The organism is Georgenia wangjunii, assembly GCF_036421975.1.
GTDB lineage: Bacteria > Actinomycetota > Actinomycetes > Actinomycetales > Actinomycetaceae > Georgenia_A > Georgenia_A wangjunii.
Genome location: NZ_JAZGON010000010.1, coordinates 92,354 through 109,383 on the forward strand (window position 1 = coordinate 92,354; position 17,030 = coordinate 109,383).

At 70.7% G+C, this 17,030-nt stretch carries 9 protein-coding genes; 2 read left to right on the top strand and 7 right to left on the bottom strand.

The window, feature by feature from the left end; translation table 11 throughout:
• The first annotated feature begins 74 nt into the window (after nucleotides 1–74).
• Nucleotides 75–668, top strand: coding sequence for a DEAD/DEAH box helicase family protein (locus tag V2J63_RS13690; RefSeq protein WP_331230241.1), 594 nt, complete (start codon nucleotides 75–77; stop codon nucleotides 666–668).
• A 159-nt stretch (nucleotides 669–827) separates the two neighbouring features.
• Here V2J63_RS13690 and V2J63_RS13695 read toward each other — a convergent pair whose 3' ends face one another.
• The 5 genes from V2J63_RS13695 to V2J63_RS13715 form a co-directional block, all read right to left on the bottom strand.
• Entirely contained in the window at nucleotides 828–3,179 is a 2,352-nt protein-coding gene (locus V2J63_RS13695; protein WP_331230240.1) for a glycoside hydrolase family 43 protein, read from the bottom strand.
• Nucleotides 3,180–3,914: 735 nt separating this feature from the next.
• Complete coding sequence (locus V2J63_RS13700; protein WP_331230239.1) at nucleotides 3,915–5,060, bottom strand: glutathione-independent formaldehyde dehydrogenase; 1,146 nt, start codon at nucleotides 5,058–5,060, stop codon at nucleotides 3,915–3,917.
• A gap of 193 nt (nucleotides 5,061–5,253) precedes the next feature.
• Nucleotides 5,254–8,829, bottom strand: coding sequence for a glycosyl hydrolase (locus V2J63_RS13705; RefSeq protein ID WP_331231547.1), 3,576 nt, complete (start codon nucleotides 8,827–8,829; stop codon nucleotides 5,254–5,256).
• A 239-nt stretch (nucleotides 8,830–9,068) separates the two neighbouring features.
• Entirely contained in the window at nucleotides 9,069–10,565 is a 1,497-nt protein-coding gene (locus tag V2J63_RS13710) for a peptide MFS transporter (protein WP_331231548.1), read from the bottom strand.
• Nucleotides 10,566–10,683: 118 nt separating this feature from the next.
• Nucleotides 10,684–11,256, bottom strand: coding sequence for a P-loop NTPase family protein (locus tag V2J63_RS13715; RefSeq protein WP_331231549.1), 573 nt, complete (start codon nucleotides 11,254–11,256; stop codon nucleotides 10,684–10,686).
• A 758-nt stretch (nucleotides 11,257–12,014) separates the two neighbouring features.
• On the opposite strand from V2J63_RS13715, the gene V2J63_RS13720 reads away from it, so the two are divergent.
• Nucleotides 12,015–13,613, top strand: a complete 1,599-nt coding sequence (locus tag V2J63_RS13720; RefSeq protein WP_331231550.1) for a SpoIIE family protein phosphatase — start codon at nucleotides 12,015–12,017, stop codon at nucleotides 13,611–13,613.
• A 61-nt stretch (nucleotides 13,614–13,674) separates the two neighbouring features.
• On the opposite strand, the gene glpK is transcribed toward V2J63_RS13720, so the two are convergent.
• Together glpK and V2J63_RS13730 are read right to left on the bottom strand one after the other, a co-directional pair.
• Nucleotides 13,675–15,189, bottom strand: a complete 1,515-nt coding sequence (gene glpK / locus V2J63_RS13725) for a glycerol kinase GlpK (protein WP_331231551.1) — start codon at nucleotides 15,187–15,189, stop codon at nucleotides 13,675–13,677.
• On the bottom strand, nucleotides 15,186–16,889 hold the full coding sequence (locus V2J63_RS13730) for a glycerol-3-phosphate dehydrogenase/oxidase (protein WP_331231581.1): 1,704 nt from the start codon (nucleotides 16,887–16,889) through the stop codon (nucleotides 15,186–15,188). The genes glpK and V2J63_RS13730 overlap by 4 nt, the downstream gene beginning before the upstream one ends.
• Nucleotides 16,890–17,030 lie beyond the last annotated feature (141 nt).

Genomic DNA, 17,030 nt, shown 5'->3' on the forward strand with positions numbered 1-17,030 from the left:
GAGGAGAGGCGCCTCGGGGTGCGCGCATGGGCGGGCAGCGTAGATCGCTGACCCCTGTGTGGCAGAGTCGCTTCATGCGGCTCCTTGTCATCTTCGGTCCTCCCGCCGTCGGGAAGATGACCGTCGGACGGGAGATCGCCAACCGCAGCGAGTTCCGCCTGCTCCACAACCACGCGTTGATCGAGCCTCTCCTGGAGGTCTTCGACTACGGCACGCCGCCGTTCAATCGCCTCCTGAGCACCTGGCGCGCTCAGGTCGTCGAGGAAGCCGCCTCGTTCGGCACGGACCTGCTGCTCACGTACGTCTGGGGACTTGACCTGCAGACGGACGCTGACGAGTTGGCCACGCACATCCGCCCTTATGTCGAAAGGCGCGCGGATGTGGCCTTCGTGGAGCTGGCCGCGGACCTGGACACGCGCCTGCAGCGGAACCGGACCGAGCTGCGCCTGGCGGAGAAGCGGTCAAAGCGGGACGTGCCGTGGTCGGACTCCAACGTCCGCGACATGGAGCGCTTCGTCATGAACACGGGGCATGAGGCCAGTCTCGGCCTACCGCTTCCGGGCGCCCTCCTGCTCAGCGAGCACCGCCACATGCGCCTCGACAACAGCCGGCTCGCCCCTCACGAAGCGGCCGCCCAGATCCTCACCTGGGTGGACCGCTCGCGATAAGTGCGCGCGCGATCTGACGCTCGCCTGGAGCGACTGGGCTGTCAGTGGTGAGCTGCCCGTCGGCCGCCGGAACTCGGAGGCGCGCGGCGGGCTCGGTGGAACGACAGATGCCGGCGGCGAGGGGGTCCTCGCCGCCGGCATCCGGCCGATCCGCTCGAGCTAGCCGCCGCAGCTCGAGGCGGAGTAGTCCTCGACGAAGGTCTGCGTGAACTCCTCGCCGTCGATCATCGCGCGGGCGGTCACCTCGACCTCACCCGCCGGGATGTTCACCGCGCGGGTCGTGAAGGCTTGGGCGACGCCCCTGCCCGGCGCGAGGTTCGTGAAGGACTTCGAACCGTAGCTCGACGAGACCTCGAGGTTCACCGGCACCTCGCTGTCGTTCCCGAGCCGGACGGCGAGCACCGTCCTGCCGACCACGCAGCGCATGGCGACGTCGGTCGTGACGTCGAGCCCCGTGCCCTCGGCCACCGTCGTCACGGTCGTCTCGTTGCCCGCGTTGTCGGTCGCGACGGCGGTGATCGTGCGGTCGCTGGCCGCGGCGTCGAGGGTGACGGTGGGCGCGCAGTCCGTCCACGCGCCGTCCTCGACCTGGTACTGGCAGGACGCCAGGCCCGAGTTCTCAGCGCCGTTGGCGGGCGCCGGGTCGGTCGCCGCGATCGCGAGCTCCGCGCCGTCGACCGAGGCGGTGACGGTCGGCGCCGTCGTGTCGAGCTTGTAGGACACGTCGACGGTCCACAGCATGACGTCGTCTCCGCCGAGGGAGGCGTCCCGGTACTCGACCTGGGCCCAGTTCGTCCCCTCGACCGCGTTGACCGGCAGCGTCATACCCTGGGTGATCCCGGACGTGATGATGTCGGGCGAGACGACGCGAGGTCCGTCGTTGTGGCCCTCGACCAGGCGCAGCCACGCGGGCGCGTGGTCGGTGCCGTTGAAGTCCGTCCAGGTCACCTCGAGCTCGGGCGCCTCGTTGACCCACTCGTCCTCGGCGACGGCGGAGCCGTCCTCCGTGACGAGCGAGGTCTCCACGTGGACCGGGGAGTTGTAGTGGCTCATGACGGCCTCCCACTCCTCGAGCGTGACGGGAAGCACCGACCCGTGGCGCGGGCTGACCGGCAGCGACCAGTACGGCGAGGTCTCCGACTCCGCCGTGCAGTTGCTGGACAGGCCCGTGGTGTTGCACCAGGACTGGCCCAGGTACTCCCACTCGTCCGGCGGCAGGTCCATGGAGGGCGAGCGCCAGGCCACGTACCCGCCGCCCGAGGCGTAGTCGATGAAGACGTAGTACATGTCCTCGACGTTGTCCTTGAACACGAGCGGGCCCTCGAGGTTCCCGCCGCTCAGGCCGGGGATCTGCCACTTGCTCGACCCGTTCGGGTCGCCGACCATCGTCCACGCGTTCGGGTTCTCCGTCAGCGGGTTGATCGGGTTCCGGTTCACGACGTGCGGGGTGGTCTCCTCCGCGCCCCACGTGTCGTACAGGTCCTCCCACGAGTCGATGGACTGGAGCAGGACCCGGAAGCCGTTCTCGTCCTTCGTCAGGCGGTAGATCTTGTCGTCCGTGGCGATCATCGTCGAGTCGATCATGCCCCAGCCCTGCCGGCCGGTGGACCGGTCGAGGTTGATCCAGCTGGTCGGCTCGGTGAAGGTCACGAAGTCCCGCGTCATCGCGATCCGGACGCGGTTGTAGGAGATCTGCGAGGTGTTGCGGTTGGCGATGTCGGTGTCCGGGTAGAGGTTCGAGGACCAGAACACGATGTACTGGCCGAGGTTGGGGTCGTAGAACGCCTCGGGCGCCCACACGTTGCCCGCGTGCTCGTCCTCGACCTCGACGAAGCGCGGCTCGGACCAGTTGATGAGGTCGTCCGACTCGTAGATGACGAGGTTGCGGGACCCGCGCGACTGCCGGTACGACCAGGACTGTCCGTCCTGGTAGGTCTTGAGGTCCGTGGCCAGGAGGTAGAAGCGGTCGCCGTCGGCGGACCGGATGAGGGAGGGGTCACGCAGACCGGTCGTCCCGCGGGGCGGGGTCACGGTCTGGAGGATCGGGTCGGAGACGGACGTTCCGTCCTCGTAGTTCACCTCGTACCAGTTGAACGGGTCGTTGCCCTTGGACGCGCTGATCCAGATCTGCTCGCCGTTCCGGCCGCCGTCGTCCCCGCCGTGGAACGACGCGAACAGGTAGCGCTCGTAGACCTTCTCCTCGGGCATCGGCGTCACCGTGACGTCGTAGGTGCAGGTCGCGACGGCGTCGTTGAGGGTCGCCGTCGCCGTCAGCGTCACGTTCGCCGCGGCCTCACCGTTCGCCGGACGAGTCACCCAGCCCGACGTCGAGATGACCTCCGGCGCGCTCGACGCCCAGGCGATGGTCGAGCCCCACTCGCTGCCGACGGTCGGCAGCATGAGGTCGCCGCGCACGTCGGTGAGGTCGGACTGGATCGCCGAGCTGCAGTCGATCTGCGCGTTCTCGTCGTCGGTGGCCAGGGCCGTGACCTCGACCGGAAGCTGGGCCACGGCCGCCGGCGAGGTTGCCAGCATCCCGACGGACAAAGCACCTGCTATCCCGACGGCGAGGAGGCGAGACGAGGCTCTACTTCTGGGTCTCCGGCTCGTCAACGAGGGAGGGTGTGGGAGTTCTGACATCGCATGCTCCTTTGCTCTGCTTTCGCTCACTCGAGGGCCTGTCGCCCTCCGGCGGGACGACCAGGCGGGTGAGTTCGCCTTCGCTCATGGCCACCGATCCCTCCTCGATCACCGGCGACGTCGTTTGTCGCGGGTGGTCGGTGCGGATCTCCAAGCGACTGCGTCCTCGGGACCTGCCGACGTGGTGGGTCAGTAACCGGGTTGGGTCGTTGCGTTGATCGTCTCCTCCTCCCCGCTTGTGCGACTCCCACCCGGGCCGACCGGATGTGCCGCTGTACGTTGCCAAAGAGGGCCGTGCACCAGTCGCTCGCTTGCGTCGTCCACGACCGAGCGCGTGACTGTTAGCGCTAACTCTAGAGCGCGACGCGCGTCATGTCTCCGGGAGACGGGACCGAAGTCGGCCGCCGGCCACCGGGCGCCGGCGCCCGGAGTCGGGAGCCAGGACACCGGCCCCCCTCCCCCTCCCCCTCCCCCTCTCTCGTGATCATGCAGGAGTGCCGCGACACCACGGGAGAGGGCCCGCTGGCTCGGCCAGTTCCGCGCAGCGACGCCGCCCCCGCCCGAGAGCGGGCGGAGGCGGCGTCGTCGTCCTCCGAGAGGCGAGCCCTACGCGGCGCTGCCCGGGTGGAGCAGCACCTTGGTCCAGCCGTCCTCGCGCTTGTCGAAGCGGTCGTAGGCCTCGACGGCCGAGTCGAGGTCGAGCTCGTGGGAGACGATGAACGACGGCTTGGCGCGCCCGGCGATGATGAGGTCGCGCAGCTCGCGGTTGTACGCCTTCACCGGGCACTGACCCCCGGCGATGCTGATCCCCTTCGTGAATGCCTGCCCGTAGTCGAACGCGATCCGCCCTTCCTTGGCCTGCTCCGTGGCCGCGCCCGGGTCCTCGGGCATGTAGACGCCGACGACGCCGATGTGGCCCGTCGCCCGGACCACCGCGACGAGGTTGTCGAGCACCATCTCGGGGTGCTCCTCGCCGCTCGGGTCGTGGGCCTGGTAGCCGACGGCCTCGATGCCGCAGTCGACCCCGAAGCCCTGCGTCGCGTCCATGATCACCTCGGCCGGATCTGCCTTGGAGAAGTCGACCGCGGTGGCGCCGATCTCCTCGGCGAGGCGCAGGCGGTCCGGCTCCTTGTCGACGACGAAGACGCGGGCGGCGCCGCGGAGCATGGCGCTGTAGGCCGCCATGAGCCCGACCGGTCCCGCGCCGAAGACGGCGACCGTCTTGCCCGGACCGACCTTGGCGAGCTCGGCGCCGTGGTACCCAGTGGGGAAGATGTCGGAGAGCATCGTGAAGTCGGCCTCGTTCTCGGTGCCCTCGGGCAGCGTGAGCAGGTTGAAGTCCGCCCACGGCACCCGTAGGTACTCGGCCTGGCCGCCCCAGTACGGGCCCATCGCGGGGTAGCCGTACCCGGCGCCGGGCTGCCCGGAGGGGTTGGCGCGCAGGCACGCGGAGGTGAAGCCGTGGTTGCAGTTGCGGCATGTGCCGCACGCGAGGTTGAACGGGACGGAGACGCGGTCGCCGACCTTGATGCGGTTGACGCCTGAGCCGACCTCCTCGACGATCCCCATGTTCTCGTGGCCGAGGACCATGCCGGCGTCGAGCTCGGCGCGGCCCTCGTAGGGGTGCAGGTCCGACCCGCAGATGTTCGCCGTCGTGATGCGGATGATCGCGTCCAACGGTTCCTCGATCGTGGGCGTGGGCACCTCCTCCACGGCAAGATCGAACGGGCCCTTGAACACGACAGCCTTCATGTGCGTCTCCTCTTGTCCTTCTGCGGGCTGTCCACGCTAGGTCGGGGTCGGGGAGGGCGCCTCTCGGGGTGGTTCGGTACCAGCCGGACTCCGGCGGGACACAGACGGCGAGGGGTGGGGGGGGGGGGGAAAAGGGTGGTGAGGTTTCCGCCCCCTTCCCCCCCCCACCCCTCGTCGTTCCGGTCTCGGCCGACTACCTGACGCCCACCGCCCGGCGCCGCGCCGCGAGCGCGAGCGCGCCGGCCAGGGCCATCACGAGTGCCGCGAGCGCACCCGTTGCCACGCCGTCGGCGCCGGTGCTCGGGAGCTCACCGCCGGGCCCGCCCGAGCCGGGCGGCGTGGTGCCGTCGGTCGGTGCCGCCGTCGTCGGGGCGACCGTGGGCTCGCCCGTGGTCGGTTCCTCCGTCGGCTCGTCCGTCGTCGGCTCCTCGGTCGGCTCCTCGGCGGCGTACTCGAGCTCGACGAACGGCGTGATCACTGCCTGCCGGGGGCCGAACTCCAGGTACTCCTGGTTGTTCTTCCACCAGCCCCGGAAGTGCTCCTCGGCCGAGACGACCTCACGGTCGAGCTGGACGTTGGACAGGACCGAGCTGTACTCGATGACGATCTCGTTCTGGCCGTCCACGAGGTACGGGCTGATGTCCGCCTGCGGATCCATCCAGTTGAGACCACCGGTGTAGAGCGAGTCGCCCACGAGGGGGACCTGCTGGCCGGTGCCGTCGTCGATGGTCGGCCCGCCGACACCGCCGACGTCCCGCGCCACCTTCGTCGGGTTCGTGCTGACGTGACCGCCGACCTTCTGCCCGTTGATCCACACCTTCATGCTCGACTCGAGCGTGTCACCGAAGTCGAGGTAGGCGCCGCTGGCCGCGTCGGCGTCCCAGGTGAAGGTGGCCTCGTAGTGGCCGGTGCCGGAGACGGCCTCACCGACCTCGGGGATGTTGTTCCACGTCGTCAGCGTCTCCAGCTGCACGTCGATCGGCGTGATCGCCGTCGACGTCTTCCGGTTGACCGTCGTGAGCCCGTCGATGGTCTCCGTGCGGACGAGGTCACCGGCGGTCTCGTTCGGGCGCCACGACTGCACCGTCAGGTCCCAGTCGGTGATGTCGTACGCCTCCGGCACCGTGACGTCCTGGACGTACTCCCGGCCGTCGCTCAGCTCGGTCGTCACGTCACCGCTCTCCGTCGCGCGCACGGCCACGCCGTCCGGCACGGCGTAAGCGGACTGGGCGTCGGTCGAGGCGATGTGCAGCTTCTCGCTGTCCACCTTCTCGAACGCGAGCAGCTCGATGTCGTACTGGTCGACGTCGAGGGGCACGACCGTGCGGCCGTCCTCCCACCGGTAGTCGGCGAGCTCGACGACCTCGCCCGTCCACGCGTCGATGACGTACGGGACGTAGTGGCCGTCCACCTCGATGTCGGTCTGGGCGTTGGTGCCGAACGTCAGGTCCCGGACGCTCTCCTTGTGGCTGTACTGGTGGTACTCGTCGTCGCCGTAGTTGTAGGCGAAGACGTACCGGTTGCCCGCCTCGTCCTGCCTCGTCTGCGTGAGCAGCTGGAGGTTCTCCTCCGCGAACCCCGTGTAGGGGTGCACCCCGAGCTCCTGCAGCTTCTCCATGACGTTGTCGTCGTAACCGCCCGGCTCGGCGCTGAAGTACCCGGCCGCCGGGGCGTCGAAGACGTCAGCCGTGCGGACCGTCGGGAGCGCCTTCAGCTCGTCGACGATCGCCGCGAGCTCGTCGCCTCGAGCGTCGTTGAAGGGGGTGCGCGAGGCGGCGTCCTCGAGGATGACTACCTTGAGCCCCTGCTGCGCCCAGTCGAGGATCCGCTGGGCGCCGTCGACGTCGAGCCAGTCCTGGTAGAGGACGAGCGCCTTGTAGCCGGCGTTCTCGATGGTCTGCGTCTCGGGGTCGAAGGCGACGTCGCCGTCGAAGAGGAAGTCAGGGCTGAAGTAGTCGTACGTGTAGCCGTTGTCCTGCAGCTCGGTCGACCGGTAGTAGACGCCCTGGTGGGCGAGCTGCCAGTTCATCGCCGCGTTGTCGCTGCCAACGCCGCCCCCGAATCGCACGCCCTGGGCCCAGTTCTGGTGGACGAACCCGACATCGGTGCGGGACTCGCCCGTCTGCATGAGCTGCTGCACGCGGCCCAGGTGCGCGTTGAACTCGTCGTAGTCCGCGAAGTCAGGGTGCCGCGTGCCGGGGTGGTGGAAGAAGTCGTGGCGCCCGCCGGCCCCGCCGCCGAAACCACCGAAGGGCGCGAAGCCCGGCCACTCGTAGTTGCCGTAGCCGAAGCCGGCCGCCCAGACGTGCCAGATCACCCGCTGGAAGCCGGCGGCGTAGTGGGAGTACGCGTCCCGCAGGTGCAGCTGACGGGTCGCGTTGAACGCCGGGGCCTGCGCGCTCGACTCTGTGGAGAGCACCTTGTTCTCGAGCTTCGCGCCGCCGGTCCAGAGACGGAAGATGTCGACCTGGTTGTACTGGTTGAAGTTCTCCGCCTCGGGGTAGTCGACCGCCATGATCGGCTCGGAGATCTCGATCGGCTTGCCGTAGGAGATCTGCACGCGCGTGTCGATGCCGACCGAGTTCAGCCACTCCTTGAGGGGCGTGAGCATCCGCTCCATGTAGAGCTCGGTCAGGACGTCCTGGTAGTCGTTGACGATCTCCTGGCGGCGCTGCTCCGCACCCTCGAGCCGGTAGTCCCCCGTCGTCGCAACCGAGTCGTAGGGGTTGTGCACGTTCGCCACGACGCCGGAGATGAGGAAGAGGTGCGGGGTGATGTCGTAGCCCTTGCGGGCCTCGAACTCCTCGGCCATGTCCTCCGCCCAGAAGGTGAAGCCGCCGTCGCCGTACTCGATCTCCAGCGAGTCCATGAAGAGCTGCACGTCACCGTCGAGGATCTTCTGGCGCAGCGCGGGGTCGCTCAGGAGGTTGTCCTCCCAGAACGCGCGCTGGGCGGCGACCCCGCGCTCGTCGAAGTAGTTCGTCGCGTAGCTCGGCTGCGCGGCCGGGTTCGAGGCCTGGAAGGTGCCCTGGCTCCAGATGGCGAACACGCGGTACGCCCCGTCGTCCGGTGCCGTCCAGTCCAGGTCCTGCGTCCACACGTCGGCGCCCTGCGTGACGAGCGGCGCCAGGTCGATGAAGCTCTCGGGGTCGACGGTGTCGCCCTCGACCAGCCGGTAGGCGTAGGCGGTGACGAACTGAGCCCCCTCCTGCCGCGCGTCTTCCTCCAGTGCGGGCAGCGCCGCGAGGCTCTGGCCGGCCTCCACCGTCGCGGTGCCGAGGACGAGGTTCTGCATCGCCGCCTGGCTCGTCGGGTCCAGCCCGGGCACGTTGGACGTGTCCCAGTTGGTGCCGGACGTGAGGTAGACGCTCATCCCGAGATCGAGGAGCGTGTTCATGAGGAGGTTCCACTTGTGGGTCCACATCGCGGAGCCGTAGCCGTAGTCCTCGTTGGGGGCGCCGTTGTCGTTCTGCATGGCCAGCTCCACGCCCCGGAACCCGGAGTCGTACAGCGCCTGGATCTCCTCGAGGAGGGTCTCGTCCGTGTGGGCGGCCTCGCCCAGCCACCAGCGGACATCGCTGCTGTAGATCCGGTCCGGATCGATGTACCTGCTCTCCAGCTCCTCCGCGAAGGAGGAGGTGGCGGGCGTGCCGGCAGGTATCGGGGCCGGGTAGGCGTTGGCCGCCGCGCCGGTGAGCGCCGCTCCCGCGACGAGCGTGGCGGCCGTGGCACCGACGAGTGCCCTGCGCCAGCGTGGGTCCTTGGACATCTTCTCTCCCTTGAGCGGTGATGTTCAGCCCGAGCCGAGGGCATCGTTGCCACTGGCCGGTTCGCCGAGCCCTGAAAGGATTCAACGCGCCAACGCTACTGGCATGCGCCAGTCGGGGTCAATGGCTTCGAGACGACCCGCGCCGCGCCCAGACGACAGCCGTCCGCGCGCTGCCGTAACGAGATATCCGCCGTCGGCGCCCGGCCCGCAAGGAGACATCCGCCGTCGGCGCCCGAGTGCTAGTGGATCCCGGCCATCTTTCGCGTGATCCACTTGTTCATCGCCGCTATCGCGACGCCGATGAGGATCGACGCCCCGCCGAGCACGAGGAAGTACGGCGTCTCGTTGTCCGGGTCGTAGAACCGCGCGAGCCAGCCCGAGGCGGCCGACCCGACCGCGATCGAGAGGAAGAACAGCGCGACCATCTGCGTGTGGAACGCCTTGGGCGCGAGCTTCGTCGACAGGGACTGCCCCACCGGGGAGAGGCACAGCTCGGCGATCGTGAAGAGGAAGAGGATGAGGACGAGCCACAGCAGCGGCGTGCTGTTCTCGCCGCCGCCTGCGAACGGGATGAACAGCAGGAACGCGATGCCCATGACGACGGTGCCGATGGCGAACTTCCACGGCGTCGTCGGCTGGCGCGGGCCGAGGCGCTGCCACATCGCGGCGAAGACGCCGGCGAAGATGATGATGAAGACCGGGTTGATGGACTGCACCCAGCTCGGCGGCATCGTCCAGCCGAAGAGGTCACGGTCGAGCCGCTGGTCGGAGTAGACCGCCACCACCGTGAACTGCTGCTGGAACAGCGACCAGAACGCGGCGCTCGCGACGAACATCGGGATGAAGGAGACGACGCGGCCACGCTCGACGTCGTCGATCTTGCGCGAGCGGAGCATGAGCGCGAAGAGGGCCACCGCGGCGGCGAGCGTGAGGACGACGACGATCCCGGACAGCCGCGCGACCGTGATGATCCCGAGGAACGACAGCACGACGACAAGGACGACGACGGCGCCCACGATGCCGGCGTAGCGGACGCGCTGGTTGGCGGGGAGCGGGTTCGTCACCTCGTGGCCGGCCGCGCCGATCGTCGTGCGGCGCAGGACGAGGTACTGGATGAGCCCGGCCGCCATGCCCAGGGCCGCGAGGCCGAAGCCCCAGTGGAAGCCGCGCATGTCCCACAGGAGACCGGTGAGCAGCGGGCCGACGAGCGCGCCGAGGTTGACGCCCATGTAGTAGATGGAGAAGCCGGCGTCACGGCGGTCGTCGCCGGGTTCGTACATGTCGCCGAGGACGGAGCTCGTCGTCGCCTTGAGCGTGCCCGAGCCCGTCGCGATGCAGATGAGCCCGATGCCGACGCCGGCGAAGCTCGGGATGACCGCGAGCGAGATGTGCCCGAGCATGATGAGGACGGCGGCGCCGGTGAGGGTGCGCTCGGCGCCGAAGAGCCGGTCGGAGACCCACGCGCCGAGGATGGCGGAGAGGTAGACGAGCCCGCCGTACGCGCCGACGATCGACGTCGCCTCCGCCTCGGTCAGCCCGAGGCCCCCCTCGGTGGCGGAGTAGTACAGGTAGTAGACGAGGATGCCCTGCATCCCGTAGAAGCTGAACCGCTCCCACATCTCCACGCCGGCGAGGTTCGCGAGCCCGAGGGGGTGCCCGAAGAACGTTCGGCGCCCGTCCTTCGGGGCGACGGTGGTGGGTGGGGCGGGGTTGGCCGGTGCGGCGTCAGGGTCCACGACGGCGACTCTGGCACTGCGTGTGCCTCATCGCGACCGCAGCGGGGACCAGCGGAAAGGCCTGCGCGGGTCGGTCTTGGCGCCGTCGGTCGCAGCCCTCGGCGCGCGCCCCCCGGAGCTAGTCGCGCTGCGCGTCGTCGACGACGCGGCGGAACCAGAGGTCGGCCTCGCGGTGGCTGCGGAGCCGGTAGACCGGCAGGTCCGGCCGCTGCTCGAGGAGGCGGGCGACCCGCTCCTCGACGCTGCGGTGGGTGCGCCAGGCCCAGCGGATGACGTGGTCGCGGTCGGTGAGGATCGTCCGCAGCGGCGGCTCGACGTTGCCGTTCCACAGCACCTCACGCCGGAGCCGCCGGACGACGGTGCGCGCGGTGACCTGGCGCAGGACCGTCCGGCGCGGCAGGTCGAGCCAGGCGAGGACATCGGCCCGCTCACCGAGCAGGCCGCGCACGAGGCGGTACTGCCACTCCGTCACCCAGGCGTCCTCAGCGGTGAACGCCTCGACGTCGCCGACGAACGAGGGGCGCGGGACCCAGCCGGGGCCGTGGAAGAGGGCGTCGATCTCGACGTGGCGGATGCCGAGCGCCTCACCGAGGCGGGCGGCGAGCGTGGTCTTGCCCGCTCCGGACGCGCCGGCGACGAGGATGCGACGGGGGCGGCGCGGAAGCGGGTCGCCCGGCCTGAGGAGAGGCACGGGCGACCACGCTAGTACGGGGCGCCGCGGGTGCGGCGCGAACGAGACGACCTGCGGGAGGCACCCACGACCGTCGAGCCAACGGGAACGACGGAGTCCGGTCGCTGACGCCCGGCACCGTCGCGCCCCTCAGCTGCTCTGCCGGCGTTGGGGGATGCGCAGCCCTCCACCACGCATCCCCCAAGCCGACAAGCACGGGAGATGCGCAGCCCTCCCCCGCGCATCTCCCACAAATGCACGCTCCCGCCGTCGGGTATGCACTGTCAACGACTGAGGTGCACGTCTAGCCGAAAGTCGAGCCGAACCGGGATCCCAGGGCCCCTCGGCGCCCGTTCTTGGACGTCCCGACGTCGATTCTTCGCGCACGGGATACCCGCCGTTATCGCCGCAGGGCCGCGGATCGGCCCCGGCGGGCGGTCGATCACGAGCGATCGCAATCAAATCGTGACGAATGATCTTCGCAAATGCCCCAGGGACGCCCGCGGCGGTATGACTGAGCGCCTGGCCCTGCGGCACCAGACCGTCGACGGCAAGGGTGCGACTTATCCGGGAGCGATGTCGCACCGACGGACCGACGTGGTTCCGCCCCGGAGTACGTCCGTTGCAGCTACAGGCACGACGGGCGAGCCCGTCTGGGGCACGACGGCGCCGGAGCCACCACCAGGCGCACGGCGGTGGCACGCCCGACCACGGCCCCGGTCAATGGGCCGGCTTCACCCGGGTGGCGTCTTCCGCTCGGTCTGCGAGAGTTACCATCCGTGACCGATCACCAGCGCGAGGCGGGGGCCGACGCTGCGGAACGACGGAGCAGCGACGTCGAGCGGCGCTACCTCGCCGCCCGCGACGTGATCATGGAGCTGCAGCAGGTGCTGCTACCGACCGCCCTGCCGGTGCTGCCCGCCGTGAGCGTGGCCGCGCGCTACCTGGTCGCGGCGCGCGACCAGGCGGCGGGTGGTGACTGGTTCGACGCCGTCGCGCTGGAGGACGGCCGCCTGGCGCTGGTGGTCGGCGACGTCGTCGGCCATGGCGTGGCGGCCTCGGCGACGATGGGACAGCTGCGTGCGGTGCTCGACGTCGCGCTGGTCGAGACGGGCGACCTCGAGGAGTCCTTGGCGCAGGCCGACCGGATGGCGACGCGGACACCGGCGCTGCGGGCGGCCACGGTCTGCGCCGGCGTGCTCGACCCGGCCACCGGGGTGCTGCAGTACAGCACGTGCGGGCACCCACCTCCCCTCCTCATCGCCGCGGACGGGAGCACGCGGTACCTCGCAGCAACCGGCGGGGCACCGCTGGGCACCGGATCACGGCCGACGACCGCGACGGAGCAGATCCACCCGGGTGACGTGCTGCTGCTCTACAGCGATGGCCTCATCGAGCGGCCCGGTGAGCCGCTCGCCGCCGGGCTCGCCATGCTGGCGCAGGTCGCGGGCGAGGCAGCCACGGACGGGGCCGCTCCGACCGGTGCGCCGACGCCGGTGGTGGACAGGGTCGCCCAGCGGAGCATGGAGCTGCTCACCCGGACCGATTATGACGACGACGTGACGGTGCTCGCGGTGCAGCGCCGCGCGACGCCCGTCGAGGCGCTGCGACACGAGCTCCCCGCCGAGCCGAGGGGCGTCTCCGCCGCACGGGCGACGGTGCGTCGCTGGCTCGCACCGCTCGGTCCGGGGCCCGAGGACCTCCGGGCGATCGAGATGGCGGTGACCGAGCTCGTCAGCAACGCCGTCCAGCACGCCTACCCGTCGGGCCAGCACGGCGTGGTGCGGGTGCACGCGGAGCTCGGCACGGACGGGATGCTCAACGTGGCCGTGGGCGATGACGGCCGTTGGTGCGCCCCCGGGGCAGCACCGGCTGACGTCGGCGGGCGCGGACTGTGGATCGCCGGGAAGGTCATCGATGACCTGACCATCGACCACGGACGGCCGGACGCCCCGGACGCGCCGGGGGAACGACTCGGCACAACGGTGGTGACGCTGCGCCATAGGATGCACCATCCCGCCGTGCTGGCGTCCGAGCCGGCCCCCCTCGAACCGAGGAGCCCAGCAGTGGAGTTCTCCGCCACGTTCGAGGACGGCCCGCCGCGGACGCTGCGGGTATCGGGTTCGGTGGACATCACCAACGTCGCCGAGCTCGCCGCGAACCTGGAGATCGCCAGCCGCGGCGGTGTGCACCCCCTCGTCGTCGATCTCACCGAGACCTACGTGCTGGGCAGCGCCGGCGTCCGGGCTCTGTTCGGCGCCCGCGACCAGCACGCCATCCACGGTCAGCGAATGACCATCGTCGCTCCACCGGCGAGCCTGGCCGCCCAGGTGCTCGACATGGTCGGTCTCGACCACGTCCCGGCGGCGCCGGAGTAGCAGTAGCCCCGTCCAGCGGGGCGGTGCGGCGGCCCTGCAGTCGCCGGCTCCGCCGCGCCACTCAGGTGACGTCGTCGTCCACCCAGTCGAAGGTGCGGCGCACGGCCTTGCTCCAGTTCCGGTAGAGACGCTCGCGCTCGTCGGGCTCCATCGCCGGCTCCCAGCGCTTGTCCTCGGCCCAGTGCTCGCTCACCTCGTCCTGGCCGGACCAGAACCCGACGGCGATTCCCGCGGCGTACGCCGCACCGAGCGCCGTCGTCTCGGCGACCTTGGGCCGCACGACCGGCACCCCGAGGATGTCCGCCTGGAACTGCATGAGCACCTCGTTGGCCACCATCCCGCCGTCGACGCGCAGCTCGGTGAGGTCGACGCCGGAGTCCGCGTTCATCGCGTCGACCACCTCCCGCGACTGGAACGCCGTCGCCTCGAGCGCCGCCCGCGCGAGGTGCCCCTTGTTGACGTACCGGGTGAGGCCGACGAGCGCGCCGCGGGCGTCGGAGCGCCAGTGCGGGGCGAAGAGCCCGGAGAACGCCGGGACGAAGTACGCCCCGCCGTTGTCCTCCACGGTGGCCGCGAGCGCCTCCACCTCGGCCGCGTCGGAGATGATGCCGAGGTTGTCGCGCAGCCACTGCACGAGGGAGCCGGTCACGGCGATCGAGCCCTCGAGGCAGTACGCCTGGGGCGCGTCGCCGATCTTGTACCCGACCGTCGTGATGAGCCCGTTCTGCGAGCGGACCAGCTCGGTGCCCGTGTTGAGGAGGAGGAAGTTCCCGGTGCCGTAGGTGTTCTTCGCGGCACCCACCTCGAAGCACGCCTGCCCGAACGTGGCCGCCTGCTGGTCGCCGAGGATCGCCGCAATCGGTACGCCCGGCACCATCCCCGCCTCGCGACCCTTGCCGTAGACCTCCGCCGACGAGCGGATCTCCGGCAGCATCGGCAGCGGGATACCCATCTCCCTCGCGATGTCCTCGTTCCACGTGAGGGTGTCGATGTTCATGAGCATCGTGCGCGAGGCGTTCGTGACGTCGGTGGCGTGGACGCCGCCGTCCGGCCCGCCCGTCATGTTCCACAGGACCCAGCTGTCCGTCGTGCCGACGAGGAGGTCGCCGGCCTCGGCGCGCCGGCGGGCGCCGTCGACGTTGTCGAGGATCCACCGCGCCTTGGGCCCGGCGAAGTACGTCGCGAGCGGCAGGCCGGTGCGCTCCTTGTACCGGTCGTGGCCCTCGCCGTCGGCGAGCTCGTCGACGATCTTCTGCGTGCGCGTGTCCTGCCAGACGATGGCGTTGTGGACCGGCTCGCCGGTCTTGCGGTCCCACACCACCGTGGTCTCGCGCTGGTTCGTGATCCCGACGGCGGCGATCCGGCGGTAGCTGAGGTTCGCCCGGGTCAGGGCGAGGGCGACGACGTCGCGCGTGTTCCGCCAGATCTCCATCGGGTCGTGCTCGACCCAGCCGGCGCGCGGCAGGATCTGCTCGTGCTCCTCCTGCCCGACGGAGACGACCGTGCCGTCGTGGTCGAAGACGATGGCGCGCGTGCTCGTCGTGCCCTGGTCGATGGCGAGGACGTAGTCGGTCACGAGGCTCCTTGGGTCGGGACGAGCGGGACGAGGGGGACGAGGTCGGGGGCGCGCAGCCGCACAGCCTCGGCGGCGGCGTCGCTGCTCTCCTCCTGCGCAGCCTCGATCGCGGCGACCCGCGCGCGGTAGGCCTCGACCTCGGCGCCCGTGCGCGCCGCGTCCCACCCGAGCAGGGGCGCGATGATCTCCGCGACCTCCGGGGCGGCGCCGGCGCCGCGGTCGCGGGTCTCGTCGTCGAGGCGGACGCGGTGGCGCAGGACGTCCTCGAGGTGGAGGGCACCCTCGTGCGTGACGGCGAACGCGACCTCCGCGCGCAGGTACTCCGGCGCCGCGGCGAGCGGCTCACCGAGGGCGGGATCGCCGTCGACCGTCGCGAGCAGCGTCGCGATCTCCGCGCCGTAGCGGTGGAGGAGGTGGGTGACGCGCTCGGCCGTCCAGCCGTAGCGGCGCACGATGCGCGGGCGCCGACGGGTGACGGCGCGGTAGCCCACGGCGCCGACGAGCGGCACCGCCGCGGTGATGGAGGGGACGGCGCGGGCGCGCGCCTCGCCGAGGACGAAGTCGACGGCGTCCTGCGCCATGACGCGGTAGGTGGTCAGCTTGCCGCCGGCGATGACGGCCAGGCCGGGCGCCGCCTCGGTGATCGTGTGCTCGCGGGAGACCTTCGTCGACGTCGGCGCCGGCCCTTTCGTGCCCGGCTGGAGGAGGGGGCGCAGGCCGGCCCACGTGCCGATGACGTCGGCGCGGGTCAGCGGGTCCGCGAGGACGGAGTTGGCGTGCTCGAGGACGTAGTCGATGTCCGCGCGCGTGGGGACGGGGTGCTGGTGACCCTCGTGCCAGGCGGTGTCCGTCGTCCCGATGATCCAGAAGCGCTCCCACGGGATGACGAAGAGGACGGACTTCTCCGTGCGGACGAACAGCCCGGCGCTGCCCGCGATCCGCTCCCGCGGGACGACGATGTGGATGCCCTTGGACGCGAGGACCTTGAGGCCCTCGTCCGTGCCGCCGAGCGCCTGGGTGTCCTCGGTCCACACCCCGGTGGCGATGATGACGTGACGGGCACGGACCTCGCGGGTAGCGCGGGCCTCGAGGTCGTGGACGCGGGCGCCGACGACCCGGCCGGTCGTGTCCTTGAGCAGGTCAGTCACCTGGGCGCGGCTGGCCGCGAGCGCGCCGTGGCCGACGGCGGTGCGCACGAGTGCGATGACGAGGCGGGCGTCGTCGACGCGGGCGTCGTAGAAGCGGATCGCCCCGACGAGCGCGTCCTCGCGCAGCGACGGGAAGAGCTGGCGGGCGCCGGCGCGGGTGTAGTGCTTCTGGACCGGGACGGAGCGCCCGCGGGAGCCGAGGATCGAGAGGGAGTCGTACAGGCCGACGCCGAGAGCGCTGTACGCGCGCTCGACGACGGGCGTCTTGAGCGGCCAGAGGAACGGCTGCGGCTGGACGAGGTGCGGCGCCGTCGTCGTCAGGAGCGTGCCGCGCTCCTTGAGCGCCTCGGCGACGAGCCCGACGTCGAGCTGGTAGAGGTAGCGCAAGCCGCCGTGGACGAGCCGGCTCGAGCGGCTCGATGTGCCGGCGGACCAGTCCTGCGCCTCGACGATCCCCGTGCGCAGGCCGCGGGTGGCGGCGTCGAGGGCGATGCCCGCGCCGGTCACTCCCCCGCCGACGACGAGGACGTCGATGCCCTCGTCGTCGCTCATGGCGTCGAGGGCCGCGCGCCGGGTCTGCGCGGTGAGCGCGGTACTCAGCACGGCCGCTCCTTCTCCGGCGACGCTGCGCCGCTCCGTCTGGGGCGACGCTGCGCCGCTGCTCGGTGGGACCTCGCACTGATCAGTCTTGGA